A 25,188-nucleotide genomic window follows, 5' to 3' on the forward strand; every position below is an offset into this window, starting at 1 on the left:
AGAGTATATATGAGAGGAAAGTTTGGTGAGCATCAGACGGTGCGATCAATACTTAAGAGTTTGCCACATACTGTCCATGATGACGTAACGAGAGCCGGAATAGGAGAAGACTATGCCCGGCTCTTGTTGCGTGATGGGGATGGCGGAGAAAATACAGGTAAGACAGGAGATGCAGATTGCAAAAATGCGGGTGCGGCAAAAAGCAAAAGCGTGAATGTTGCCACTGGAGTGTGTATCGACAGCGGATATATGGGACTGAGGCTTGATATAGCCCGTCTTTACAACAGTGTAAGGATCGGTGGCTATATGCCGTGGGTGGCAACGGATACCATCGTTATGCCAGATGATGATGAACGACGAATGAAGAAATTGCTCGGAAAGCTTGCGGGCATATGTGCAGAATGTGGGGTGGACATCATCACAGGACATACCGAGGTGAATACCGCTGTGTTTGAGCCGATCATAAGTGTGACTATGATGGGAAAACAGTCAGGACATAGTGATGATGCAGACCTGTGCAGACTAAAACGACCAGTTGGTATGGATATAGTTATGTGTGGGCAGACAGGTGTGGGTGGCACCTTACAACTCTATTATGATAATCAGAAAGAGCTTTTCGAGAGGTATTCAGAGAGCTATCTGAGACCTGTAGAGAGAATGGAAGAATTGATACTGCTAGGCAGACAGGTGGATATAGCACTGGAGCATGGCAGTGTGTATGCCCATGATATATCGAGGGGCGGCGTATTTGCTGCTCTCTGGGAGATGGGGGATGCGCTGAAGTGTGGGCTTGAGGTGTGCCATGATGACATACCGATACTGCAGGAGACGATAGAGATATGTGAGCACACAGGGGATAATCCATATATGATAGACGGCTGCGGCGCGGCACTTTTTGTGGTTCCGGATGGAGAACATCTGGCTGATAAGCTCTATGAGGCAGGATATGAAGCATCAGTCATAGGTCACCTTACGGAAAACAGCGACAGAGTAGTGGTTCATGACGAGGAGAGGAGGTTCCTTACCCCACCAAGATATCTATAAATTTGAGTAGAAGCTACGTACGATTTGCATGGAGTAACTGCTGACTGCCATGGATGATCGTACTATATTGATTGCGCGTATCAGTGTGAAATCTATATAGATCACATATAGGTGATTCCGTTGATAACTCGTATTTGAGTATAGGAGGAGTAGTTATGTTAAATATTGTATTACATGAGCCGGAGATACCGGCAAATACAGGAAACATTGGAAGAACATGTGTGGCAGCAGGTGCAAGACTGCATCTCATAGAACCTCTGGGTTTTCAGATAAATGAGAAGCAGCTAAAACGTGCTGGGCTTGACTATTGGGACAAGCTGGATGTGACAACATATGTGAACTTCGAGGATTTTCTTGCAAAGAATCCCGGAGCAAAGATATACATGGCGACGACCAAGGCTAGAAAGAAGTATACAGACGTAAGGTTTGAGGATGATGCATACATAATGTTTGGCAAGGAGAGTGCCGGTATACCAGAGGAGATACTGGTTGACTATAAGGATACAGCAATCAGAATCCCCATGTTCCCGGACATCCGTTCATTAAACCTTGGCAACTCTGTGGCAATAGTGCTCTACGAGGCACTCAGACAGAACGACTTCCCAGGTCTTGAAGAAGCAGGCAACCTACACCGCCTAAATTGGGACTTGTCATAAAGCGAAGCTTTATGATATTGCACGCATCAGCGTGCTACCGCTTGACATGCAATAGAGGGGGATCCGCTTGCGGGGGAGTAGGCTGTTGCGTCATGTCTGGTGCAAGCCAGACATGTCACATTGCACGCATCAAAATAATACAAAGGGGGAAGAAACATGGCATATCCTACCAGTGGAAAGAAAATGCTCAACATCTGTATTCTGGACATATTGAAGAAATATACGGATTGTGATCACACGATGGATCAGAAGGATATCATGAGGAAGCTGACTGAAGATTATGATATCACAGTTGACAGAAAATCCATAAAGGCAAATCTTGACTGTCTGTTCGACTATGGATATGAGATAGAATGTACAAAGACAGAGCGTATCAAAAAGGACGGAACAAAGGAGATCATTACATCAAACTGGTACTACAATCATGAATTTGATGATTCTGAACTAAGAATGATGATAGACAGTATTCTGTTCTCAAAGACTATTCCTGCCGGACAGGCCAGTGAGCTCATTAAGAAGATAGCAGGACTTTCGAATATATATTTCACAAATAAGATGACACATGTCAGCAGTCTGCCAGGTCTGGAGCATACAAGCAATCAGCAGACACTGTACAATGTCGGCTTGATAGATGACGCTATTTCAGAAAAGAAACAGATATCATTTGTGTATAACAACTATTGGGAGGACAAGAAGCTCCATCCGCGACGTGAGGAACCGTATATAGTCAATCCGTATCAGATGGTCGCAAATGATGGAAAGTATTATCTCGTATGCAACTATGATAAGTATGACACTCTATCGAATTATCGTGTGGACAAAATGACACAGGTTAAGATAATCAACAAGCCGGCTAAAAAACGTGATAAAGTCAAGGGCATGGAGCATGGCCTCAATCTGCCGAAGCATATGGCAGAACATATATATATGTTTGCCGACGAACCGGTTACGATAATACTCCGGGTGAAGAAGTCAGCTATATCAGATATAGTGGACTGGTTTGGAAGCAACTTTGATGTGGTGGATGAGAGTATTGCCAGACAGTATGAAGGATTTCGTGAAACCACGGATGCCGTGACGTATGTAAGACTTGTGTGCAGCCGTCAGGCCATGTCACACTGGGCGATGCAGTACGGAACATCGGTGGAGGTTATATATCCTACGGAGCTTCGAACCCAGATTGGTGAGGCTGTAAAGGAAATGAATAATAGATATAATGATTAACAAGACAGCTGTCAGTATAATAAAACTGACAGCTTTTTTGTGATATATATTTTTTGAGAAACTTTTCACCAAAAATCACTTTTACTGCAAGAAATCGAAGATTTTGATCGGAATATATATTAGAAACACACAGGGAGGTGAAAGCCGCTGTGGATAAATGGAGAGAGATGTAAGGTGAATTAAAAAAAACCCGGGTACTACAACAGAGCTTCGCTCTGGTGTAATATCCGGGTTTTGGTTTTTCTTAGAGTTTATGAGTCCTTGATCCTGAACTTGCCGTTACTCTTAATGCTTGGAGAGGAAGTATCTGCTTCGGAGTATCCCTCATTGCGTGATTCAATGTGAACCGGTTTGATAGGAACCAGCATATCCTTCTCTTTCGGAAGAGAGAAGATAAACTCGCTTCCCTTGCCTTCCTCGGATGTTAAGGTGATCTGCTCACCGTGGGCTTTGATGATCTCTTTGGTTATGGCCAGTCCAAGTCCAGTTCCGGTTTTGTCCTTGCCTCGGCTTGGGTCTGTCTTATAGAACCTTTCGAATACCTTCTTCTGGGCATCCTTTGGAATTCCAATTCCCTCGTCCTTGACACTTATAAATATCTTGTTGTCTTTCTCGGTCACCTGCACTCTGATCTGTCGTCCCTCAGGTGTGAACTTTATAGCGTTGTCAACAAGATTATATATAACCTGCTGTATCTTGGTTCTGTCTGCGTACACAATGGTGTTGTCGGTCAAAAATACGCTTTCAAGAAATATTCCTCTGTCCTGACATCTCTTTTCAAATGTATTCACGGTAGGTGTTATTATATCTCTTATATCAAAGTTTGATTTGTCAAGCTGCAGGTCGAACGAGTCGAAGTTGTTCAGCTCCAGAAGTCCTTGTGTCAGCTTGGTAAGTCGCTGCGCTTCATTAAGCACTATTCCTAGATATTTTTCGTGCCGCTCGAGCGGAATGGTTCCATCCAGCATGGCTTCGATGTATCCCTTTATGGACGTCAAAGGAGAACGGAAATCATGGGATATATTGGATATAAATGACTTTCGGTATTCGTTTGAGCGGCTGAGCTCGTCAGCCATCTCCTCCATGTATCTGGCAAGTTCCCCAAATTCGTTGTTGGCTGTCACATTTACACGGGCATTGAAATTTCCCTGCGCATATGACTTTGAGGTCTTGATGATCTCACGTATAGGTTTTAATAGGCTGTTGGACATGAGCATCAATGCTATCATGGCGATCAGCATGAGACTCAGAAATGGCACAAATGTCGTGGAAAGCATTCGAGTCTGGATATCCTGCTTGAACGTCATAGGTGATGCCAGTATGATAGTTCCAACATAATTATTCCATGAGTAAAGAGGCTGTCCAATGATGAGTGTTTCACTAGGGAAATAGCCGTTAAGTGTATTCTCATAACAGAATGCGGATTTTAGGTCATCACTGTCAACGTAGTTTTTTAGCGAATCTGATTTGCTGCCAGTGGAAGAACTGCCTGATGAATCAGAAGAGCCTGATTTCTCTGACTCGGAAGCTTGAGATTTAAATACTATATTGCTCTTATCATCGGTGAGCCATATTTCCATGTCTAGTGTAGTGGCAGTATGCTGAAGATCACTGTATAAAGTTTTATTGTCTATGGTTCCGTTTTGGTATTCTGTGATGGAGCTGTCGACAAGCAGCGAGATTTCGTTTTTCATGGTGGCTTTGCGCTCCGAAAGTACGGATTTCTGTGCGATTGCTATGCTGTATATCATGAGCAACGAAAATATCAGTACGACCAGAATGACAAATCCTACAACGATTTTATCAAATGCAGTTTTCTTCATTATGACGCTCTCCATTCGAACTTGTAGCCAATGCCCCATACGGTGGCAATGCTCCAGTTGTGATTGTTATTTAATTTCTCGCGAAGTCTCTTGATATGTACATCGACGGTTCTGGTATCTCCGACATATTCATACCCCCACAGCTTGTCTAGAAGCTGCTCCCTCGTAAACACCTGATTTGGTCTGCTTGAAAGAAAATAGAGTATCTCCAGTTCCTTTGGCGGCATCTCGAGATTGTGTCCCTCGAAGGTCACGGTGTAATTGGATATATTGACCACCAATCCGTCATACTCAACAAATGTTCCCACGTGGTCTGCACTTGTGACATCATAGGTAGAATTCTGTGTCTGCTTCTGTGTACTCTCGGTCATTGCCGATCTTCTGAGAAGTGCGCCGACCCTGGCGACAAGCTCATTTGAGTCAAATGGCTTAACAATATAATCGTCAGCGCCAATCTTAAGTCCCAGCACCTTGTCAAATACCTCTCCCTTGGCTGAGAGCATGATGATAGGTGTGTTGGATGTCTTTCTGATCTCAGTGCATACCTGATATCCGTCCATACCCGGAAGCATGACATCTAGGAGAACCAGATCAGGTGAATATTCTTCAAATAACTGCAGAGCTTCCGTGCCGCTTGCGGCTATCTCGGTCTCATAACACTCTTTGTTGAGGTAGAGTGAGATGAGCTCTGCGATGTTCTCATCATCGTCAACGATGAGAATATTATTTTTGCTCATATGTGTAAACCTCCCGCTAAAATAATTTACAACGATCACTTACAATAACCACTGTTCTAGAGTTCCACTATGGTAACTCCTGCGTCGCCCTCTCCGAACTCGCCAAGTCTGAAGGATTTGACATGTGGCTGTGATTTCAGGAACTGATGTATTCCCTTTCGAAGAGCACCGGTGCCCTTGCCGTGTATGATGGTGACTCTGTGCAGATGCGCCATAAGTGCATCATCAAGGAATCTGTCCACAAGTGATGTGGCCTCATCGACCGTCATTCCAAGCACATTTATCTCAGGCTTGATATTCATCATCCTCGCCATGCTCTTGCCACCTGTGACTGTGGCTTTCTGCGGTTTCTTCTTCTCGTGCTCAACAAGCAGGAGATCTGTCGGTGGAAGAGATGCGCTGATTATACCCATCTGAACCTTGAGTTTGCCCTTGGAGTCCGCCAGAGCGGTGATGGTTCCCTCGGAATCCATGCTGATAACATGTACGGTATCGCCGACCTTGAAGTCAGATGCTTTGTGATCGGACTTCACTGTCTTGCGCTTCTCCTCGTTCATCTTGCCGAGGTCGTTGATCTTCGCACGGAGCTTCTGCCTCTCTGCCTCCATAGCTTTGGCGTCGGCTTTCGCCGGGTTTGTAGTCCATTTGTTGTATTTCCTGATTGCGGCATCGGCTTCAGCCTTCGCCTCCTCTATGATCTCGGATGCCTCCTGGCGCGCCTTTGCCAGAATCTCGGCTTTCTTGTCGGAGAGCTCTGAATCCTTCATCTGTGCACGTTCCTGAAGCTGCTTTGCGTCTTCCTTGAGTCTTGCAATGTCGGCTTTGTCCTGCTCAATCTCCCTCTTGCTTCTCTCGAGATCCGCGATCAGGGTCTCAAAGTCAACAGTATCGCTGTCGATGTTTGCCTTTGCGCTCTCGATGATGCTCTCGTCGATCCCAAGCTTCTTGGCGATGGCGAAAGCATTTGACTTTCCCGGAATACCGATCATCAGTTTATATGTCGGCTGGAGTGTAGCCACGTCAAATTCGCAGCTAGCATTCTCGACACCCGGTGTGCTCATGGCAAATGTCTTGAGCTCACTGTAGTGTGTGGTCGCCATACATCTGACACCCATGTCGTTCAGATGTGACAGGATGGCGATGGCAAGAGCCGCGCCCTCTATAGGATCGGTGCCGCCGCCCAGCTCATCAAAGAGTACCAGACTGCCAGGCGTGACGTGATCCAGTATGTACACGATGTTGCTCATGTGGGATGAGAATGTGGACAGATTCTGCTCTATACTCTGCTCATCTCCGATATCGGCAAACACGTCGTCAAATACATTCAGCCTTGAACCGTCAAGTGCCGGAATGTGGAGTCCGGACTGTCCCATGAGGGAGAAGAGTCCCAGAGTCTTGAGAGATACCGTCTTGCCACCTGTGTTAGGACCGGTCACGATCAAAAGATTGTAGTCCTCACCCAGTTTGATGTCCACAGGAACAACCGTGTGCTTCTCGAGCAGTGGGTGCCTTCCCTGCCTGATATCGACGATTCCGTCTGTGTTGAATATCGGTTCGGTTCCCTTGTAGCTTCTTGCAAATGATGCCCTTGCGAATATAAAGTCCAGTTCCGCCAGAGTGTCGAAGTCGTATTTTATGTATTCGATCTCCGCTGCGGTCTGTGCTGACAGAGATTCAAGTATCTTCTCGATCTCGGCAAGCTCCTGATTGTCCAGCTCCTTCAGTTCGTTGTTCAGGTTTACGATCGCCATAGGCTCGATGAACACTGTTGCTCCGGTTGACGACTGGTCGTGTATCATACCAGGAAAATGGTTCTTGTACTCGGCTTTGACCGGGATACAGTATCTGCCATTTCTCATGGTTACCAGGTTGTCCTGGAACATGGTCTGCTTGCTGGTATCGCTGACAAGCTTTGCAAGCTGGTTGTGCAGCTTTTCATTTGTCAGGCGCTTGTTCCTTCGCACGGCCTTGAGACCTGATGAAGCGTCATCGGCAAATTCATTCTCAGAAATTATGCATCTGTGGATCTCTCTGGACAGATGCTCTAATGGCATGAGTTCCAGAAATCTCGTGCGCAGACTGTCAGGACATGTAGTGCCATCCGGGTTCATGCTAAGACCAAGCATCTTGTTGGAGGCTTTCTCCTCCTCGATCTGCTCCTTGCTGCGTCTTCTCGTATCTGTCATGCTTGTGCCTTCGTTCTCGCCGTATTTCTTGGCGGTGAGTGCGAGATCCAGCATGCTGGCAACGTCAAGCAGCTCAGCAGTGGTAAGGATGCCCTCAACCTCAAGCCGCTTGAGCGAGGCTCCGATATCCTTGAGGCCTGCAAATGACAGATTACCCTGAGTGTTCAGACGCCTTAATGCATCTCTTGTCTCCTGCTGGAGCGTCTCGATCATGGCGAGGTCCTTGCGGGGCTTTATACGCTGGCATTTCCTCTTCGCCATGGGTGATGAGGCAAATGTTGTCAGCATCTCGACTATCTTGTTGTATTCTATAACTCTTAATGTTCGCAGATTCATTTTCAGTGTTTCCTTTTTATTTTGATAAGTGCTGTAAAAGCGCAATTAAGTATACATAAAGTTTCTAATTCTACACATACATAATTGATTATACCCCTTATAATTATAGAGCGTCAACACATTGCAGGTGTAGAAAAACATACATTTTTCCCTGGTTAATCAAAGCGAATGGTTGCGGGAGGAAACCAAAGCTGATATTATGGAAAAGATAGGTTAAAGGGTGACGAGGCAATATATTACAAACAATATATTTACAAAAGGAAGAGGAGAAAAAGCGGATGAAAGAGTTGTTACAGTTTTTATTGGGAATCGTATTGATGATAGCAGGAGGCGTGATGTTCCTTAAGAATGTCGTCGTGTCTGATTGGGGACTTCTCAGTTCCTTGTTCCGTATAGGCGGTGGGGTGAATGTCAGTGGAATATTTATAATTCTGCTGGTCATCGCATTTATCGCACTTCTGGTTAAGCCGAACATGGGAACAGGTCTTGTGTTTACAGGACTTTGCATTGCATTCTTTGTATGCATCGTAATCTCACTTAATGTTTCACTGAGATATATGTCAGGACTTGAGCTTACACTCATACTTGGCACACTGTGCGTTGGAATAGCATTTGTCATCAAGGGGCTGTTCGGTGTGAGAAAGCTTGACAGGGAGGAGTCACGTAAGAAAGGCAAGGCGGCTTCGGACAAGCTTAATGAGTACGACAATATGTAGAATAAGAGATACAATACAGGCGGTTGTGGAAATGTTCAGTAAATACTGGATTTTCACAACCGCCTATTGTATTCTTATATATGATTAAAATTAAAGCATACAATAATAATTAAACATAGAAAGAGGAAAGAAAAATGGTATTTATAACAGATTTCAACGAAGGCGACATGATATCGAATGTCTATCTCTGCAAGAACAAGCAGACAGGAACTACAAAATCAGGAAAGACATATTACAACCTGGAGCTTGTGGATAAGACCGGAAGCATAGCCGGAAAAGTCTGGGAGCTGAGCAATGCTATAGGGCACTTTGAGGCAAAGAATTTCATCAAGGTGGATGGTCAGGTGACATCATTTAACAATGAGCTTCAGCTCAACATCAAGAAGATCAGGATCGCAGACGAGGGAGAGTACGTTGAGGCTGATTATATGCCATGTACCAAGAAGGATATAGAGCAGATGTACAAGGACCTGATGGCACTCGTAGAGTCACTCGACAAGGATTACTACAAGGTGCTTCTGAAGAAATTCTTCGCCGAAGATCCTGCATTTGTCAAGGAATTCAAGAATCATTCGGCTGCAAAGTCGATACATCACGGATACATAGGAGGCTTACTTGAGCACTCACTGGCAGTTGCCAAGATGTGTGACTACTACACCACATATTATCCGGTGCTCAACAGGGATCTGCTGATCACAGCGGCACTTCTCCACGACATTGGCAAGGTCTACGAGATCTCCAAGTTCCCTGAGAACGACTACACAGACGCAGGTCAGCTTCTGGGACACATTGTCATGGGAACGATGATGATCCGCGATAAGATCAATACCATAGACAATTTCCCTGCAAAGGCGGCAAATGAGCTGGAGCACTGCATACTGGCTCACCACGGAGAGCTTGAGTACGGCTCACCAAAGAAGCCGGCACTCATCGAGGCACTGGCACTGTCCATGGCGGACAACACAGACGCCAAGATCCAGACATTTATTCAGGAGCTGGATGCGGCAAAGGACAACAATGGCTGGCTGGGCTTCAACAGAGCTCTCCAGTCCAACATCCGAAAGACGTCATAGGGACGTTCCTTTTGTCACGAGGAGCGTCCCTGTGTCACAAGGAGCGTCCCTGTGTCACAAGGAGCGTCCCTGTGTCACAAGGAGTGCCCCTGTGTCACAAGGAGTGTCCCTGTGTCGCGAGGAGCATCCCCTGTGTCATGAAGCGGAGCGTCTACGTGCATGAGAAATGGTATCATATAACGGTTAGATTAATAATATAAAGGGACAATCTTCAAGGCATAAGATCGCCCCATAACGGCAATAGGAAGAGAGATAGTATATGTCAGATATTAGGAACAATAGGAGACCTAAGAACAATAGACGAGTAAATGGTGTGCAGAGAAAAAAAGCTGTGGAGGCAGTGAATAGTGCAAGTTCAGTTGTTAGAACATCCGAAACGGATGCGACAAATACTGGTGAAGTCACACTTGTCAAAAATGAGGATTATCAGGTGCTCATCGAGGACATGGGCAATGACGGAGAGGGCATTGGACACGTTCAGGGCATGACTGTATTTGTCAAGGATGCCGTGGTGGGCGATCTGGCGGAGGTGAAGATCGTCAAGGTGAAGAAGAACATAGCCTACGGAAGATTGATGAAGCTCATCACACCATCGCCATACCGCGTGGAGCCGGTGTGCGACAAGGCGAAACGATGCGGCGGATGCACCATGCAACAGGTTTCCTATGAGCAGCAGCTCGAATACAAGTGGAACAAGGTGAAGAACTGTCTGCAGAGGATCGGCAAGATGGAGAACGTGGAAGCCATCATGGAAAAGCCAGCCTACGGCATGGATGATCCATTCCACTACAGGAATAAGGCACAGTTTCCTGTCGGTAGGGATAAGAACGGTGATGTGGTCATCGGATTCTACGCAGGAAGAAGCCATGACATCATAGACACAGAGAGCTGTGCCATCGGTGCACCTGTGAATGACCAAATAGTTGCTATCGTCAGAAGCTTCATTGAGGACAATCACATATCGACCTACGACGAGGAGACTGGAAGAGGTCTGGTCAGACATATCCTTATCAGAGTTGGATTTACCACCAAGGAGATCATGGTGTGTCTGGTGACAAATGGCAACAAGCTTCCGCACAGTGAGATTTTGATAGATGAACTGGTTAAGATAGACGGCATGACATCCATTTGCCTGAATGTCAACATGGAGAATACGAACCGTATACTCGGTGATAAGTGCATAACCCTTTGGGGACAGTCATACATCACGGACTATATCGGTGACATCAAATATCAGATATCCCCATTGTCCTTCTATCAGGTAAATCCTGTCCAGACAAATGTCCTGTACAACAAGGCTTTGGAGTATGCGGATCTGTCAGGCGATGAGACCGTGTGGGATATGTACTGCGGAATAGGAACCATATCCTTGTTCCTCGCACAGAAGGCAAAGAAGGTATACGGAGTGGAGATCGTTCCACAGGCTATAGATGATGCAAGACACAACGCCGAGATCAACGGGATCACAAATGCCGAGTTCTTTGTCGGCAAGGCAGAGGAAGTCGTTCCAGATATATATAAGAAGGGTGGCGACGGCTCCCACGCGGACGTCGTGGTCGTAGACCCACCACGAAAGGGCTGTGATCAGGTTCTTCTGGACACTCTGGTCCACATGGCGCCGGAACGTATCGTCTACGTGAGCTGCGACCCGGCAACCCTGGCAAGGGATGTGAAGATACTTCAGGAGAAGGGGTATGTGGCGAATAAGGTGGCGGTTGTTGATCAGTTTTGTCACAGCGGGCATGTGGAGAGCGTGTGCTTGCTGTCAAGGAAAGATAAATAAAGGCTGAAAAGTAGCGTATTTCCGGGCTTTTTGCGAGGTTAGCATCATCAGAGAAGCCTTGCGGAAAGCTCGGTTTTCTTGTATGGAAACATATCTACTTTTTAGCCTGACCGGAGAAAAAGTCGATGATCGGAAAAATGCGGTAGGGTTTAGGCTGTGGATTAGATGTCATAGGTTGTGGCACTGGGATTGTTGTCAGAAACGACCGCAGTTCAAGCCACTTGATATTAAGAGGCAGACTTGGCAGTGAAATAGATAACAGGAGGTGGCTATGTATGATTTGTGCTTATTGTGGAAAAGAAGCTAAAGGGACTAAAGAGCATATAATATCAAGTGGAATACTTGGATTATTTCCGGAATGCTTCGCAACAATAGACGGAGAGAGAAGTATCGTGCATCAAGGGGACCCTATGGTGAAGGATGTTTGTGCAGACTGTAATAACAATAGGATTTCGTACATCGATTCTTATGCAAAAGAATTTATTGAGAAGTATTTTTTAGTGAAGTACAAAAAAGATGACACTCTTTCTGTAGAATATGACTATACAATGATTCAAAAAATGTGTTTGAAGTTTGCGTTCAATGACTTGAGGGCTAGGAAGAAGGATGTATCTTTTTTTGATGATGAAGTAAAAGAATTCTTGTTGAATGAAGAAAAAAGTAGTCCGCTAGGGAATATTACAATCTTGGCGGGACTTGCAGTAAACACTTCGCCTGCACCGGATTATATGTTTGGAAATATGAAACTCCGCTGGGGAGATTCGCCACTATTACTGGCGAATAGTATTGTCACAAACATTGATTATAATACCGGGCAGATCACCTTGCGAGAGGAGAGGGAAATACAAGAGTTTGAGAATTATGCATTATCGTATGTATTTAGGTTCAATAGTTTACAACTTCTTATACTTTGTTGGGACAGAGATATTAAGGAAGATGTACTCAATAAGAACAACATAATCTTGAAGTATCAATATCCGTACTCCATTTTGGATGCTTCAGGAAATACGGTGTTGTCCAGATGTACTAGTGAAGCAACATATCATCATGAACAGCTAATCGACGTAACATGGGGACAAGGCCTGATGGATGAAATCAGCTATATGCGTGGCACATTTTCTGAACAAAGTGAAAAATATTTTGAAGAAGTTCAGAAACGATGGGATGAAGAAGAACGAAAACTGGCAGAAGAACATCCAAGATAAATAACGCAGGAGGACGATACATGACATTATCAGCAAAACGATTAGGAGAAAGGTGTGGCTTGACAGCAGAGGAAATGAACATCTTATTAAAAGAAGAAGGATTCCTTTCTGGTGAGCCCGGAAATTATTATCCAACAGAGAAAGGAAAACTATTCGTAGTTGAAAAAGGCGATGACAACGGGTACGGTGGTTATGCATTTCGAGGTTGGAATTGGTTCGAATGGGATGAAAGAATCTTAGAAGAAATTGATACGTCAATGGAACGCAAGCGCTACATAAGAGAGAAAACTTCTGAAGAGCGTCGACGCCGCAGAGCAGAGAAGGCTGCTGAATCGGAAGCATACTGGAATAAAGTTAATAGCCAAAACGAAAATTCTATGGGAGGAACTACTACTGAACCAAATGATAGTTCAGCAGGGAAAATAGTTTTAGGAGTACTTGCGTTGGTAGGTTACGGAGCATACATGGCTATAACTCATTTTACAAAAAAGAAGGAGGGAAGTTGATAATAAAATGATTTAAATGTCGTGGAATGAAGTGCCATGTATTCTGAGTGAGTCGTGAACATGAATGGTATTTGCTAAAGGATGATTAAGGAGGAAGGACAAATGGTTAGAGAAGAATTAAAAGCACAGATTGATGAATTAATGAGACAGTATGCTGACGAAGAAATTGACGGAGTTACTTATCAACAAAAGATGATGGAATTAACCACATTGGCTCAGAAAGAAAAAGAGGAAGATTGATAGTCAACTTGTAAGTAAGGGCTCTCCATCACTGGAATTTATCTAGTAATGGAGAGTCTTTTTATGCCTACGAAATTATGAATCTACATTGATACTAACGTCAGATTTAAGTTGGATGGTGATGTGGGCATCCCAGATGATTATCTGGTCATCCCTTATCGTCACGATCCACACTCATTCGATTAGCCATCAGCGGATAGAGAGCGATGACTTCACCTTTGCCATTTCGTATAATTTGCACATAGGCATTTCCATAAAGGAGAAGATGCGTCATCAAGGTCTCTCGGAAGACAAAAGATGTCATTTCCGGATTTGGCTCATCGTGAATCAGTCGATACAGAGGATGCTTGATTGCCTTTTTTTACTACCGGAGTCAGTATACTTATAAATATGAACCGGCAGTCCTGCAATAGACTCCGAAAGAATTCTGACACAGGCGTAGACTGAAGTCATCTGCATGGCACTTCGTTCATTGACGGCTTTGCCAGAGTTGCTTCCACCAAAGAGAAAACGATAGGCACTGCCATTGGTACTGTTGATGGGCTTGTCTCTGGAATGAAATAGCCCCGATAAAAATCCCATAAATATTCCTTTATGCTTTAAGAGGCGTATAAAATTCAAAGTTACATCACAAAATAATTTGCGCAAATGCTTGTAATTGCAAGCAAAAACAAATATAATGAAGAAAAAGGAGGCGATACTATGGCAAATACATCTGCTGTTTATGCAAGAATAGATACTAATCTCAAGGATAATGCTGAGAGCATTCTTTCTCAGCTTGGCATTTCTCCATCCAGTGCAATTCAGATGCTTTATAGTCAGATCGTACTGAAAAAAGGTATGCCGTTTGAATTGAAACTTCCTTCTTCTAAGCCATCAGCTGTTGGTGCAATGACCAGAGAGGAACTTGATGCAGAACTCCAGAAGGGTGTTGATTCCATCAAAGCAGGAAAGGTATATTCTGCAGATGAAGTCGATGCGGTACTTGCAAAGGAGTTTGGCATATGACGGATAGCTATAATGTCGGCTATTCTGTAGATGCACTTGGTGATTTGCGTGAAATCTATTCGTACATTGCGAATGAACTCCTTGTTCCGGAGACAGCCGCAGCTCAGCTGGGGCGCATACGAAAGGAAGTTCGTTCATTGGATTTCATGCCAGCTCGTTATACCTTAGTTGAATGGGAGCCTTGGCATTCGATGAAAATGCATCAGCTTCCGGTAGACAATTTTATTGTGTATTATCTTGTCGATGACAAGGAGAGGACAGTCACAGTAGCACGAATATTCTACGGTGGTCGTGATATCGAAGGAATCATAAATTCAAATAAATAAACAGAAGTGGAGCTTTTTGTGTAAAAACAAAAGTTCCATTTTTATATGAATAAAATTCCTCTGTCATCATAGATAGAAGCGCCTGTATTATTTCCACAGCGGATTGCACGGTCAAGTCCCATAATAGTGGCGACGGCTCCATCGATTTTCTCTGTGGATTTTTCTTAGTCAGCCTTTATATTGCCTGCTGGGTCGGTGCGGATATAGATATTATCCATCATCCAACGGAGTACCGGATGACCACCGTGAGCCAGCTTTTGCTCCAGCGTTAGCTTCATAAGTTCCTTTGCCGGTGGGACATATCCTTAAATCCCTGACCGAAAGGAACAACAGTAAAGCCCATGCCCACTTGATGACAAATTCATCTTCCAGGGCAAGAAAGACTTCTTTGGGAATCTGTTCTCCACAAGCAGGGTCAATCACCTGAACGGGTTGGTTGTCTGTGCTATAGGCAAAGAGTAAGATTTCAAAATTGGGGGACTCCACATAACGATAGGCGCCTGTTTTCTGAAGAGGCACATCACTGTATGTCTCAATATCAATGCTAAGTGTTTTCACGAGATTGTCCTTTCTACAAAACAGGCAGCAGAGAAATCTCTGCCACCTGCCGTGTTACTGTTTATCTTTATTATTGGATTTGTATTTACTAATGTCACGTCGGATGTGGTATACCGCATAGCGGATAAGATAGAGAATGATTTTCCCTATGTTATAAATGATGAAGTCACATACCGCTACAAAAAAGGGGTATGCGATGGCGTTAGCAATAAATAGATTTAAGATTTCTGCAAAGCCATTCATAGATTGTCTCCTTTTGTTGAAAGATGTACTGGCGGCAGCAAAATCACCGCCAGCAGGTTAATAGATTACTTAGAGTCCTTCATGCGTTTTTCGTGGTATTCGAGATCACGCTTGTCATTTCCCTGTTCGCGCTTTTCGCGTTTGTGGTCATTGATGATACTCTGAATCATAGAGATTGCAGTAGTAAGGCCACACACGCGAAGTAGCCGATACAGATGTTTACAAGAATTGTGCTAATCATAATTGTTTTCATAGTTTGTCACCTCAATATAATCATTTTTTGCTGTGTTCATTGCCGGGCGTTTATCGCTCTCCGGCACAAGAGTAGGTTTGCCTTGTGGCTTTTCAATGTAGGCTGCAAGGAGCTCTTCAAAGCGAGACTTACCGAGCAGCTTTTGCATGGCTGTGATACCAAGCAGCTTCTTTTCGTAAGGGTCAAAACCAGCAGCTTCGACAGCTTTCGATACGTCGTCTTCACTGGTGTATCTGCGGTTGGAACGACCCTCGACCAGCTTCCAGCTGGTCCATTCTTTACCGCTGATTGCCTGCTGGAGTGCATACTCCTTGATGTCGTTGGCCCAAGAGATCAGTTCGTCGACACGGGAAAGGATGACTTCAATTTCCGAATCCTCCAACAGTGGCGGCAACTTGAAATCGTGCTGTGCGAGTAGAAGATTGGCTTCAGCTCTGGCTCGGCATTTATGATTTGCTTTACAGAATCCGCACCATTCACCGCACAGGAAGTTTTCCATCACCGGAAAAGCCTAAGTCAGCAGTAGGTTTCAGAACTTCATCGACCCATTGATACAGGTCATCCTTGCTGACCTCATAGGTGGAAACGTTCTGGTGTATGGGCTGGTAGATGGTCATAGCCATATCGTTCATTTTTGACATTTACTGTTTCTCCTTCCTCGGATTGTCTGTGTGCGGCGATGATTCTGAGATTCTTCGCCATTCTTGCGGATACCTGGCTGGTTGCAGTGAGAGTAGCAATCACTTCTGCGTCAGTGCCGCTTCTGTTGTGAAAAGTTCGATTCACGATGTTCACCTCGCTTTCTGTAGGTCGCTTTGTTTCGTCTTACACTACTCAATGGAGGTGAGATTGCCGTTTGGCCGAAAAATATAAGAAACTTTTTTGAAAAGAAAAATCGTCCCCTGAAGAAGCAGAGGACGACCATTCATATTAGATGTAGTCCTTAAGCTCGGAACGGAGCTTCTTGAACAGCTTGTCCCTACGATATACAAAGGTATTGCGAGAGAGTCCCATTTCCTTGCCGCAGTCACGTTCAGATTTTCCCTGCATAATAAGCTGACAGATAAGTCGACCTTCCGGGTCCAGTTCATTCAGCTTTGCATAGAGAGCGTGAAGAAGTTCTGCATCCTCCAATACTTCAGCGATAGCTGCAGATTCATCTGGCATATCATCAAGCCAGCTCTTTTCGTTTCCGTCAGAGTCATTTACAGTATTGTCGAGAGAAAGCTGATCGCCAGCTTTGGCATAAGGACAGGTTAAACAATCCATGTCACATAAGTAGCGTTTGCTTGCAGGGCAGACACAGCGGCCATGTTCCTGCTGACGCTTGCGATAGGCGTTGATGTCACGGTAGTAGTTCGTGTAGAACTCCTTGTTGACATCCACCCAGCTTTTGGATTCCTTGATGTAGATACGATACTCTTTACTCTGATTGTCTTTGTTTGCCATTCGATTTTCTCCTTTCGGCATTTGAACCGAAGCGGAGATAACCGATATGGCTGCCAGTGTTTTTCATAAGATGGTCACCTCATGCGGATAACTCCGCTTCTTTCCGGTGACCAGCCGTTCGTAAGCTGGCAACTCTATTAATAATGTTCTCTTGTTCATCAACTACGAACACACCACGTGGCCACGAAGATGGTGAGTTGATGAACAAGTCAGACTGGTTAACGTCTTGTCCGAGACGAGTTTTTAATAACTATCTTAAATATGCCAGATTTCAAAATAAAAACCTCAGACATGCCTATGTCCGTTTTTAGGAATAATGAGATGATTGATGGAACGGATAATGATTGAAAATCCTGGATTTACAAAAGAAAAGACCGGACATATACATGTCCGGCTACCTAAAAACAAATATGAACGAATAGTAAATTTTCTAAGAAAAATAATAACAAATATAAGCAAATAACAAGAAACTGCTTGTTTTTGCTGGCGAAAATGACTATAATATTATTGGGTAATTATATCTATACGTAACTTCGAGAGGTGAAATATGGAAGATAAGTTGAATGATAAATGGATAAACATTGAAGAAGCTGCTGAATACCTAGGTGTCAAGCCGGTGACGCTCCGAGGATGGATACGTAATGATAAAGGAATACCAGCACACAAAATCGGGAAGCAATGGAAGTTTAAATGTTCTGAACTTGATGTGTGGGTTAAAAGTGGAAAAAGCGCTATCGAGTAATTGAGACAGTAAATAAAATACAAGGAGATTCTGGCAATGGCAGTAAAGAAAACAGAGCTATATAGCTCCCTTTGGGCGAGCTGCGATGCATTGCGCGGAGGCATGGATGCATCACAATATAAGGATTACATACTTACACTTTTATTTATGAAGTATGTAACTGATAAATACAAAGGACAGAAATACGGAGATTTGACGGTTTTTGATAAGGCAAATGATCCGAATCCTGACCCTGAGAAAAGAACAGGCTGTTCTTTTGATGATTTTATAGCACTTAAAAATAAGAAGAACATTGGTGAAGGTATAGATAAGATTATAGCTCGCCTAGCTGAAGTAAACGAAGGGTTGAAGGGCGTTATAGATATTGCTCATTTTAATGATGAAGCAAAAATAGGTAAAGACAAAGAGATGGTTGATAAGCTTACTAAGCTTATTGCAATTTTTCAGCGTCCTGAACTTGATTTTTCAAAGAACAAAGTAGAAGGCGACGATATTATTGGTGACGCTTACGAATATTTGATGCGTAACTTTGCGTCTGAAAGTGGAAAGAGTAAGGGACAATTCTACACTCCGGCAGAGGTATCTCGAATTCTTGCAAAAATTATCGGTATCGATAAGTGTACAGACCATGATGCAACCGTATGCGATCCGGCTTGTGGAAGTGGATCTTTGTTAATCAGAGCATTAGCAGAAGCTCCTTTTGAAATTTCAGGCTATGGTCAGGAAAAAGATGGTTCTACAGCTGGTTTGGCAAAGATGAATGCGGTTCTTCATAATAAAGCTACAATTAGAATTATGGCAGGAAACACATTCTCAGATCCGCAGTTTATGAAAACTGATAATCCATCAGAACTTGAGCGATTTAATTATATTGTGGCAAACCCTCCATTCTCTCTTAAAAACTGGTCCGATGGGTTAAAAGAGTTTGGGCGATTTTCTGGATATGGGGATAGACCACCTGAAAAGAATGGTGATTACGCTTGGTTAATGCACATTTTGAAAACCCTGAAGTCTACTGGTAAAGCAGCAGTAATTCTTCCTCATGGAGTATTGTTTAGAGGAAATGCTGAAGCAACTATCAGACAGACAATTGTTGATAAAGGCTGGATTAAAGGAATTATCAGCTTGCCTCCAAACTTATTTTACGGAACGGGTATTCCTGCTTGCATTCTCGTAATTGATAAAGAAGGTGCGGAAAACCGCGCTGGTATATTTATGATTGATGCAGGCAAGGGCTATGTAAAAGATGGAAGCAAGAACAGACTCCGTGAACAGGATATTTATCGTATTGTAACTACTTTTAATGAGCAGATTACAACAGATCCTAAATATGCTCGTTTTGTACCAAACAAAGAAATTAAGGAAAAGAATGGGTACAACTTAAATATTTCTCGTTACATTGATTCTTCTGCCCCGGAAGATATTCAGGATATCTATGCGCATATTCATGGTGGTATACCAGCAGCGGATATTGATGCACTAGAACGTTTCTGGACTGCATTCCCGACTCTGAAGAATGAACTTTTTGGTGTGTTTAGTGAAGGATACTATAAGCTGAATGTAGAAGAAGATGTGATTCGTCAGACAACATACTCTAACGCAGAATTTGCTGTTTATGGAGAAATGATTGATGAAGTATTCGCAAATTGGAAGTCTTACGCAGATTCTAAACTTAAGAATTTGAAGGCTGGCGTGTCTGCAAAAGAACTGATTATTGAATTGGCTCAAGCTATATTGAAAGAGTTTGAGAGCCTTTCACTTATTAATAAATATGATGTATATCAGGTACTTCTTGCTTACTGGAATGAAGTGCTTAGTGATGATGTTTCTATGATTATCTCCGACGAAGCTGGTTATGGCGTTGCAAGAGAAACAGAAAACATTATGAAAGAAACAAAGAAAAAAGATGATGATGGAAATCAGGAATTGAAAGTTGCAGGATGGGAAGGAAAACTTATTCCCAAAGCGCTTATTATTTCCGAACTTTTCCCGGAAGAGAAAAAAGCGATGGATGACCTTGTTGATTTTGTTGTAGAAACAGATTCTCGTCTTATGTCTTTAGTTGAAGAATCTGCAGAGGATTCCGTTTTGTCCGATGTGGCTGAAGGTGGAAAAGTTAAGAGCAAGGATATCCAAGAAAAGATGGATGAAATCATGAGCCATGTTCATACTCCACTGATTGATGGACTAGTCAAATTACAGGGCATGCTTCCTATGAAGAAAAAGGAGTATGTGGATTATATTAGTAACAATATTATTCTTGAAGTGGCTTATACAGAAAAAGGTACTGTGACAAAGACATCCGTTTCATATGCATTGGCAATGGCACGCGCAGAAGCACCAGCTCCGGAAGCATATGCAGATGATTATGCAGAGTTGAAAGCTGCGTTTGAATTAGCTAAGAAGTCCGAAGAATCAACAAAGCTTATCAAGGAGATGGATAAAGAACTTGACGAGAAGGCTCGTGAGAGATATGCAACTTTAACAGACGATGAAATCATAGATTTACTGGTAAATAAAAAATGGTATTACACCATCGGTACAGGTATTAATGATTTGTATGCAGCAATCTCCCATCAGCTTGCAGACCGCATTATTGAACTTTCTAAACGTTATGAAAATACTCTTCCTGATCTTATGAAGCAGACTGCTGACTATGAGGCAAAGGTCAAGAGTCATCTGGAGAGGATGGGCTTCAAATGGTAAAAGAATTAAAACATACGGAGATTGGTGATATTCCAGTAGACTGGGAACTCCAAACATTTGACGAAACGTTTAGGGTGATATCCAATAATACTCTGTCACGTGAAAATTTAAATAATCGTGGTGGAGCTGTAAGAAATATTCATTATGGTGATATTTTAACAAAGTTTCCGGAAGTATTGGATTGTAACGAAGAAGAAATTCCATACGTAAATGAGTTATCTCTGTTATCTTCATCGACTCAATTACTTCAGGACGGTGACATTGTTGTTGCAGATACGGCAGAGGACGAAACTGTTGGAAAAGTTATTGAGGTACAGAATCTCGGTGATAGTAAACTTGTTGCAGGACTTCATACCATTCCATGTAGAGTGAAAAAAGGTGATTTTGCTCCGGGGTGGTTAGGATATTACATGAATTCTGATTTATTTCACAATCAAATATTGCCATATATAACAGGTATAAAAGTGTCATCAATATCAAAAGGAGCTATTTCAGAGACATTGATATTGGTACCTCCATTTGATGAACAGGAGAAAATAGTACAATCATTAAATAAAATACAGTTATTAATGACATCAGAAACAAAAGTTGTAAATAAGATAAAGCTTGTTAAAAATGGATGTTTATCGAAAATGTTTCCACAAAAGGATGACACAGTTCCAGAAATGCGTTTGCCAGGATTTACTGAAGCTTGGGAACAGCGTAAGTTGGGTGATGAAGCAACCGAAATGTTAGCAGGCGGAGATATCGACAAAAGTAGAGTTGTTGAAAATGGTCAATATCCAATATATGCAAATGCGTTAACAAACGATGGTATCGTTGGATATTACGATGATTATTATCGAGTAAAAGCTCCTGCTGTAACAGTTACTGGTAGAGGTGATGTAGGGCATGCACAAGCGAGAATAGATGATTTTACGCCTGTTGTAAGATTGCTTGCCATTCGTTCAGAACATGATGTTTATTTTTTAGAGAATGCAATAAATAAACATGTTGTAATTGTTGAGTCAACAGGAGTTCCGCAACTAACTGTACCACAGTTGGGGAATTATATAATCTCATTTCCTACAACAACCGAGGAAGAGATTAAAATCGGAAGCTATTTCCACAATCTCGACCACCTCATCTCTCTTCATCAGTGTAAGTGTGATAAATATTCGAATATTAAAAAAGGTATGATGAGCGACTTGCTTACAGGGAAAATACGATTAGTTTAGGAGGAATGTACGCATGAGTATTGGCGACACAGAAAGAGCTACCCAAGATCGTGTGGTTAGCTTCTTTAAGGATAGAGATATCCTTGATTATGAATACGTAGGCAATTTAAAAGATGCCGCAAACAAGAACATCCGTGAAGACCGTCTTCGTGCGTACTTGCGCCTTAGCGGTTACAGCCAGAAATTGATTGACGGAGCTGTTTCTGAACTGGTAAAAGCAGCAGATGATATGACACATGGTTTGTACGATGCAAATCATAAAGTCTATTCTCTTTTGAAGTATGGTGCCAAGGTAAAGGAAACAGCCGATGGAGCACCAAAGACGGTTTATTTCATGGATGTGGAAACACCTACAAATAACGACTTTGCGATTGCCGAGGAAGTTACAGTAGTTGGTCGTCAGGAAAAAAGACCAGACCTTGTAATTTATGTGAATGGTATTGCGATGGCGGTCATTGAATTGAAGAAAAGTAGTGTATCTGTTTCTAATGGTATTCGTCAGAATTTGACAAATCAGAAAGATGGATTTATCGCTCCATTCTTTACGACGATGCAGTTTTGTATGGCCGGTAATGAAATAGAAGGTTTGCGCTATGGAACAATTCAGACCAAAGAGAAATATTATATGGAATGGAAACCAGATGGATTCCATGAAAATGAGGATGAGCGTGACCCAGAGGATGCACGCATCATGGCTTATTGCGAAAAACTGGACAACCTTCTTTTACAGCAGATTTACCAGATGTTCGATAAAAAGCGTTTTATTGACCTTATTGAAAACTTTGTTGTGTATGACAAGGGAATCAAGAAGGTGTGCCGATACAATCAGTTCTATGGTATCAAGCGTACACAAAGGCGATTGGCAAAACAGCACGGTGGTATTATTTGGCATACTCAAGGTAGTGGAAAAACACTTACTATGGTTTGGCTTTCAAAATGGATTCTTGCAAATTGTGAAGAAGAGGATCCTCGTGTGCTTATCGTTACAGACCGAGACGAGCTGGATGAACAGATAGAAAAAACTTATATCGGTGTTGATGAAAAGATCACCAGAACCAAGAGTTGCGATGACTTGCTTCAGAAATTAAATTCTTATGATGATTCATTGTTGTGTTCATTGGTGCATAAGTTTGGCCGTCGTGGTGGTGAAGCCACAGAATCTGATTATGATAAGTATATTGATGAGTTGAAAAAAGCACTCCCTGCAGATTTTAAGGCAAAGGGTAAAATTTTTGTATTTGTAGATGAGTGTCACAGAACTCAGTCTGGTAAATTACATGCAGCAATGCAGGCAATTATGCCGGAAGCTATCTTTATTGGTTTCACTGGTACACCATTATTAAAGAAAGATAAGAAGACAAGTATCGAAGTTTTTGGAACATACATCCATAGCTATAAGTACAATGAAGCGGTTAAAGATGGTGTTGTACTGGATTTGAGATATGAATATAGAGATATTCCGCAGGATATTACAGTCCATGATAGGATTGACCAGTGGTTTGATGTTAAGACTCGTACTCTTTCAAGCAGAGCAAAGGCAAAACTAAAAGAGAAATGGGCAAGCATGCAGAAGATTTATAGCTCACGTTCAAGACTTGAGCGCGTTGCTTGGGACATCATTCAGGATTTCGACTTGAAGCCTCGTCTGATGGATGGTAATGGAAATGCTATTCTTGTAGCTGATTCCATTTATACTGCATGTAAGTATTATGAAATCTTCCAGCAGCGTGGGTTTAAGAAATGTGCAATCATTTCATCCTACACACCACAAGCAGGAGATCTCAGAACAGATACTGTAAGTGCTGATGACGAAACAGAGACTTTTGAAAAATACGAGATTTATCTTCGCATGTTAGGCTTTGACCCTGACAACCTTCCGGAGAAAGTTTCAATTCAGAAGAAAGTGGAAGATTTTGAGAAAGAGGTAAAGGAAAAGTTTGTCAATGAACCTGCAAATATGAAGTTGCTTATTGTAGTTGATAAGCTTCTCACAGGATTTGATGCACCTCCTTGTACATATCTTTATATTGATAAGAGCATGCAAGACCACGGTTTATTCCAAGCGATCTGTCGTGTAAATAGACTGGATGGTGATACCAAGGAATTTGGTTATATTGTGGATTACAAGCAGCTTTTTGGAAATTTAAAAAATGCTATGGATAAGTACACATCTGGAGCATTTGAGAACTATGCCCCTGAAGATGTAGATGGACTTCTTAAAGATAGAGGTGATGAGGCTATTAAACATTTCAAAGATATTTACGAAGAGCTAGAAGAATTATGCGAGGGTGTCGAAGCTCCGAAAGAAGATTTGCAGTATCTTCACTATTTCTGCGGCGTTTCCGGCATGAGCGAAGACATGGATGAAATCTATGCTCGCCTTCGTGAAAAATTATATAAACTCGTAAGCAGTTTAGTTCGTGCTTATGCTGAAGCAAAGCAGTATATGGTTGATATTTGTTCTGCAACAGAACTTAATGCTTATGAGAATAAAGTACATTTCTATATTGAGTTAAAGCAAACTATCGGAAATAAGAGCGGCGACTTCTTAGATTTTAAGGCATATGAACCGGATATGCGAAAGCTTATTGATAATTACATCATGGCTTCTGATAGTATCAAAATTGGTGAATTTGATGACCTAACACTTCTCGATTTCGTAATGGATCAAGGTGAAACGATGACCGGAGAAGATACGCCTTCAGGTCAGAAAGAAGGTGCGGCGGAAGCAATTGAAAACAATATCCGTCGTAAAATGGTAGAAAAGGTAACTGTAAATCCAAAATACTATGAAAAGATGTCAGCGATTTTGGATAAACTGATTCAAGATAGACAGAAGGGCGTTTTGTCCTATAAGGAACTTCTTGATGAATATATTAAACTCGCAAAGAATGTTGACCATCCGGAAGAAAATGAAGACTATCCTGAAAGCGTGAGATATAGTAAGGCCATGCAAGCATTATATGATAATGTTGGCGGGGATGAAGTGTTGGCTATTGAACTTCATAAAGCTGTTATGAATAGTAAAATGAGTGGTTTTCGTGGGGATTCAATCAAGGAAAGAAGAATCAAGAGAGCGTTGTTTGCAATTCTCAATGATGATGCAGAGGTTGAACGTCTGTATAAGATTATTGAGAAGCAGGAGGAATATTAATAG

General features: G+C 42.6%; 22 protein-coding genes and 3 pseudogenes. 16 read left to right on the forward strand and 9 right to left on the reverse strand.

What is annotated here, in order from left to right:
- Window positions 1-9 precede the first annotated feature (9 nt).
- The 3 genes from NQ536_RS01325 to NQ536_RS01335 all read left to right on the forward strand — a co-directional run bounded on the left by NQ536_RS01325 (window position 10) and on the right by NQ536_RS01335 (window position 2,924).
- Window positions 10-1,044: an AIR synthase family protein gene (locus NQ536_RS01325; RefSeq protein ID WP_004851966.1), complete on the forward strand. Its 1,035-nt coding sequence runs from the start codon at window positions 10-12 to the stop codon at window positions 1,042-1,044.
- 155 nt (window positions 1,045-1,199) lie between these two features.
- Window positions 1,200-1,700: a tRNA (cytidine(34)-2'-O)-methyltransferase gene (locus tag NQ536_RS01330; RefSeq protein ID WP_004851964.1), complete on the forward strand. Its 501-nt coding sequence runs from the start codon at window positions 1,200-1,202 to the stop codon at window positions 1,698-1,700.
- A gap of 156 nt (window positions 1,701-1,856) precedes the next feature.
- Entirely contained in the window at window positions 1,857-2,924 is a 1,068-nt protein-coding gene (locus tag NQ536_RS01335; RefSeq protein ID WP_004851962.1) for a WYL domain-containing protein, read from the forward strand.
- Between the two features lie 251 nt (window positions 2,925-3,175).
- Here NQ536_RS01335 and NQ536_RS01340 read toward each other — a convergent pair whose 3' ends face one another.
- From NQ536_RS01340 to NQ536_RS01350, 3 genes are read right to left on the reverse strand one after another with little or no spacing between them, the layout of a single operon-like run.
- Entirely contained in the window at window positions 3,176-4,747 is a 1,572-nt protein-coding gene (locus NQ536_RS01340) for a sensor histidine kinase (protein ID WP_227909671.1), read from the reverse strand.
- Window positions 4,747-5,484 carry a response regulator transcription factor gene (locus NQ536_RS01345; RefSeq protein WP_004851959.1) on the reverse strand — a complete coding sequence of 246 codons (738 nt, stop codon included), beginning with the start codon at window positions 5,482-5,484 and terminating at the stop codon, window positions 4,747-4,749. The genes NQ536_RS01340 and NQ536_RS01345 overlap by 1 nt, the downstream gene beginning before the upstream one ends.
- Window positions 5,485-5,540: 56 nt before the next feature.
- A complete protein-coding gene (locus tag NQ536_RS01350) occupies window positions 5,541-8,006 on the reverse strand; it encodes an endonuclease MutS2 (protein WP_004851957.1) in 2,466 nt (821 codons plus the stop codon).
- A gap of 278 nt (window positions 8,007-8,284) precedes the next feature.
- Between NQ536_RS01350 and NQ536_RS01355 the strand changes: the two genes are divergently transcribed.
- The 6 genes from NQ536_RS01355 to NQ536_RS01380 all read left to right on the forward strand — a co-directional run bounded on the left by NQ536_RS01355 (window position 8,285) and on the right by NQ536_RS01380 (window position 13,529).
- Complete coding sequence (locus tag NQ536_RS01355) at window positions 8,285-8,722, forward strand: hypothetical protein (protein ID WP_004851953.1); 438 nt, start codon at window positions 8,285-8,287, stop codon at window positions 8,720-8,722.
- A 134-nt stretch (window positions 8,723-8,856) separates the two neighbouring features.
- Window positions 8,857-9,795 (forward strand): 3'-5' exoribonuclease YhaM family protein, encoded by a 939-nt coding sequence (locus tag NQ536_RS01360; RefSeq protein ID WP_004851950.1) that lies wholly within the window; start codon window positions 8,857-8,859, stop codon window positions 9,793-9,795.
- 259 nt (window positions 9,796-10,054) lie between these two features.
- Window positions 10,055-11,578, forward strand: a complete 1,524-nt coding sequence (gene rlmD / locus NQ536_RS01365; protein ID WP_004851949.1) for a 23S rRNA (uracil(1939)-C(5))-methyltransferase RlmD — start codon at window positions 10,055-10,057, stop codon at window positions 11,576-11,578.
- A 275-nt stretch (window positions 11,579-11,853) separates the two neighbouring features.
- The gene (locus NQ536_RS01370) at window positions 11,854-12,783 is read left to right on the forward strand and encodes a hypothetical protein (protein WP_004851946.1); all 930 of its coding nucleotides are present in this window, start codon (window positions 11,854-11,856) and stop codon (window positions 12,781-12,783) included.
- Window positions 12,784-12,803: 20 nt separating this feature from the next.
- Window positions 12,804-13,289: a hypothetical protein gene (locus NQ536_RS01375; RefSeq protein ID WP_004851944.1), complete on the forward strand. Its 486-nt coding sequence runs from the start codon at window positions 12,804-12,806 to the stop codon at window positions 13,287-13,289.
- 102 nt (window positions 13,290-13,391) lie between these two features.
- The gene (locus NQ536_RS01380; protein WP_167530861.1) at window positions 13,392-13,529 is read left to right on the forward strand and encodes a hypothetical protein; all 138 of its coding nucleotides are present in this window, start codon (window positions 13,392-13,394) and stop codon (window positions 13,527-13,529) included.
- Window positions 13,530-13,680: 151 nt separating this feature from the next.
- On the opposite strand, the pseudogene NQ536_RS13890 reads toward NQ536_RS01380, so the two are convergent.
- Window positions 13,681-14,111: pseudogene (locus tag NQ536_RS13890) on the reverse strand (phage portal protein); the annotation flags it as partial.
- Window positions 14,112-14,231: 120 nt separating this feature from the next.
- Between NQ536_RS13890 and NQ536_RS01390 the strand changes: the two are divergent.
- Complete coding sequence (locus NQ536_RS01390; RefSeq protein WP_044998115.1) at window positions 14,232-14,537, forward strand: type II toxin-antitoxin system RelB/DinJ family antitoxin; 306 nt, start codon at window positions 14,232-14,234, stop codon at window positions 14,535-14,537.
- Window positions 14,534-14,863 carry a type II toxin-antitoxin system RelE/ParE family toxin gene (locus NQ536_RS01395; RefSeq protein ID WP_004851931.1) on the forward strand — a complete coding sequence of 110 codons (330 nt, stop codon included), beginning with the start codon at window positions 14,534-14,536 and terminating at the stop codon, window positions 14,861-14,863. Before NQ536_RS01390 ends, NQ536_RS01395 begins: the two co-directional genes overlap by 4 nt.
- Before the next feature lie 41 nt (window positions 14,864-14,904).
- Here the strand turns inward: NQ536_RS01395 and NQ536_RS01400 are convergent.
- Both NQ536_RS01400 and NQ536_RS13895 read right to left on the reverse strand, forming a co-directional pair.
- Window positions 14,905-15,209: pseudogene (locus NQ536_RS01400) on the reverse strand (terminase TerL endonuclease subunit); the annotation flags it as partial.
- Window positions 15,203-15,421 (reverse strand): annotated as a pseudogene (locus NQ536_RS13895) (hypothetical protein); the annotation flags it as partial. The pseudogenes NQ536_RS13895 and NQ536_RS01400, both read right to left, overlap by 7 nt.
- Before the next feature lie 51 nt (window positions 15,422-15,472).
- Between NQ536_RS13895 and NQ536_RS01410 the strand changes: the two are divergent.
- Complete coding sequence (locus tag NQ536_RS01410; protein WP_259805369.1) at window positions 15,473-15,637, forward strand: hypothetical protein; 165 nt, start codon at window positions 15,473-15,475, stop codon at window positions 15,635-15,637.
- Window positions 15,638-15,897: 260 nt separating this feature from the next.
- Here NQ536_RS01410 and NQ536_RS01415 read toward each other — a convergent pair whose 3' ends face one another.
- From NQ536_RS01415 to NQ536_RS01420, 3 genes are all read right to left on the reverse strand, one after another.
- Window positions 15,898-16,416, reverse strand: coding sequence for a DUF2800 domain-containing protein (locus NQ536_RS01415; protein ID WP_004851920.1), 519 nt, complete (start codon window positions 16,414-16,416; stop codon window positions 15,898-15,900).
- Window positions 16,394-16,558, reverse strand: coding sequence for a DUF2800 domain-containing protein (locus NQ536_RS14065; protein ID WP_004851918.1), 165 nt, complete (start codon window positions 16,556-16,558; stop codon window positions 16,394-16,396). Before NQ536_RS14065 ends, NQ536_RS01415 begins: the two co-directional genes overlap by 23 nt.
- Before the next feature lie 289 nt (window positions 16,559-16,847).
- The gene (locus NQ536_RS01420) at window positions 16,848-17,366 is read right to left on the reverse strand and encodes a helix-turn-helix transcriptional regulator (protein WP_044998114.1); all 519 of its coding nucleotides are present in this window, start codon (window positions 17,364-17,366) and stop codon (window positions 16,848-16,850) included.
- A 547-nt stretch (window positions 17,367-17,913) separates the two neighbouring features.
- Between NQ536_RS01420 and NQ536_RS01425 the strand changes: the two genes are divergently transcribed.
- Genes NQ536_RS01425 through NQ536_RS01440 form a run of 4 tightly spaced genes read left to right on the forward strand, consistent with a single transcriptional unit; the run spans window position 17,914 to window position 25,185 of the window.
- Complete coding sequence (locus tag NQ536_RS01425) at window positions 17,914-18,108, forward strand: helix-turn-helix domain-containing protein (RefSeq protein ID WP_004851913.1); 195 nt, start codon at window positions 17,914-17,916, stop codon at window positions 18,106-18,108.
- 36 nt (window positions 18,109-18,144) lie between these two features.
- A complete protein-coding gene (locus NQ536_RS01430; RefSeq protein ID WP_004851911.1) occupies window positions 18,145-20,814 on the forward strand; it encodes a type I restriction-modification system subunit M in 2,670 nt (889 codons plus the stop codon).
- Window positions 20,808-22,031 carry a restriction endonuclease subunit S gene (locus NQ536_RS01435; RefSeq protein WP_004851909.1) on the forward strand — a complete coding sequence of 408 codons (1,224 nt, stop codon included), beginning with the start codon at window positions 20,808-20,810 and terminating at the stop codon, window positions 22,029-22,031. The genes NQ536_RS01430 and NQ536_RS01435 overlap by 7 nt, the downstream gene beginning before the upstream one ends.
- A gap of 13 nt (window positions 22,032-22,044) precedes the next feature.
- Window positions 22,045-25,185, forward strand: coding sequence for a type I restriction endonuclease subunit R (locus NQ536_RS01440; RefSeq protein WP_004851907.1), 3,141 nt, complete (start codon window positions 22,045-22,047; stop codon window positions 25,183-25,185).
- Window positions 25,186-25,188 lie beyond the last annotated feature (3 nt).

It is taken from the genome of Coprococcus eutactus (genome assembly GCF_025149915.1).
Classification (GTDB): domain Bacteria; phylum Bacillota; class Clostridia; order Lachnospirales; family Lachnospiraceae; genus Coprococcus; species Coprococcus eutactus.

Bases quoted from the DNA above. Each gene is read 5' to 3' on its own strand.
- NQ536_RS01325 (WP_004851966.1), top strand. From the start codon at position 10: ATGAGAGGAAAGTTTGGTGAGCATCAGACGGTGCGATCAATACTTAAG.
- NQ536_RS01330 (WP_004851964.1), top strand. From the start codon at position 1,200: ATGTTAAATATTGTATTACATGAGCCGGAGATACCGGCAAATACAGGA.
- NQ536_RS01335 (WP_004851962.1), top strand. From the start codon at position 1,857: ATGGCATATCCTACCAGTGGAAAGAAAATGCTCAACATCTGTATTCTG.
- NQ536_RS01340 (WP_227909671.1), bottom strand. From the start codon at position 4,747: ATGAAGAAAACTGCATTTGATAAAATCGTTGTAGGATTTGTCATTCTG.
- NQ536_RS01345 (WP_004851959.1), bottom strand. From the start codon at position 5,484: ATGAGCAAAAATAATATTCTCATCGTTGACGATGATGAGAACATCGCA.
- NQ536_RS01350 (WP_004851957.1), bottom strand. From the start codon at position 8,006: ATGAATCTGCGAACATTAAGAGTTATAGAATACAACAAGATAGTCGAG.
- NQ536_RS01355 (WP_004851953.1), top strand. From the start codon at position 8,285: ATGAAAGAGTTGTTACAGTTTTTATTGGGAATCGTATTGATGATAGCA.
- NQ536_RS01360 (WP_004851950.1), top strand. From the start codon at position 8,857: ATGGTATTTATAACAGATTTCAACGAAGGCGACATGATATCGAATGTC.
- rlmD (WP_004851949.1), top strand. From the start codon at position 10,055: ATGTCAGATATTAGGAACAATAGGAGACCTAAGAACAATAGACGAGTA.
- NQ536_RS01370 (WP_004851946.1), top strand. From the start codon at position 11,854: ATGATTTGTGCTTATTGTGGAAAAGAAGCTAAAGGGACTAAAGAGCAT.
- NQ536_RS01375 (WP_004851944.1), top strand. From the start codon at position 12,804: ATGACATTATCAGCAAAACGATTAGGAGAAAGGTGTGGCTTGACAGCA.
- NQ536_RS01380 (WP_167530861.1), top strand. From the start codon at position 13,392: ATGGTTAGAGAAGAATTAAAAGCACAGATTGATGAATTAATGAGACAG.
- NQ536_RS01390 (WP_044998115.1), top strand. From the start codon at position 14,232: ATGGCAAATACATCTGCTGTTTATGCAAGAATAGATACTAATCTCAAG.
- NQ536_RS01395 (WP_004851931.1), top strand. From the start codon at position 14,534: ATGACGGATAGCTATAATGTCGGCTATTCTGTAGATGCACTTGGTGAT.
- NQ536_RS01415 (WP_004851920.1), bottom strand. From the start codon at position 16,416: ATGGAAAACTTCCTGTGCGGTGAATGGTGCGGATTCTGTAAAGCAAAT.
- NQ536_RS14065 (WP_004851918.1), bottom strand. From the start codon at position 16,558: ATGTCAAAAATGAACGATATGGCTATGACCATCTACCAGCCCATACAC.
- NQ536_RS01420 (WP_044998114.1), bottom strand. From the start codon at position 17,366: ATGGCAAACAAAGACAATCAGAGTAAAGAGTATCGTATCTACATCAAG.
- NQ536_RS01425 (WP_004851913.1), top strand. From the start codon at position 17,914: ATGGAAGATAAGTTGAATGATAAATGGATAAACATTGAAGAAGCTGCT.
- NQ536_RS01430 (WP_004851911.1), top strand. From the start codon at position 18,145: ATGGCAGTAAAGAAAACAGAGCTATATAGCTCCCTTTGGGCGAGCTGC.
- NQ536_RS01435 (WP_004851909.1), top strand. From the start codon at position 20,808: ATGGTAAAAGAATTAAAACATACGGAGATTGGTGATATTCCAGTAGAC.
- NQ536_RS01440 (WP_004851907.1), top strand. From the start codon at position 22,045: ATGAGTATTGGCGACACAGAAAGAGCTACCCAAGATCGTGTGGTTAGC.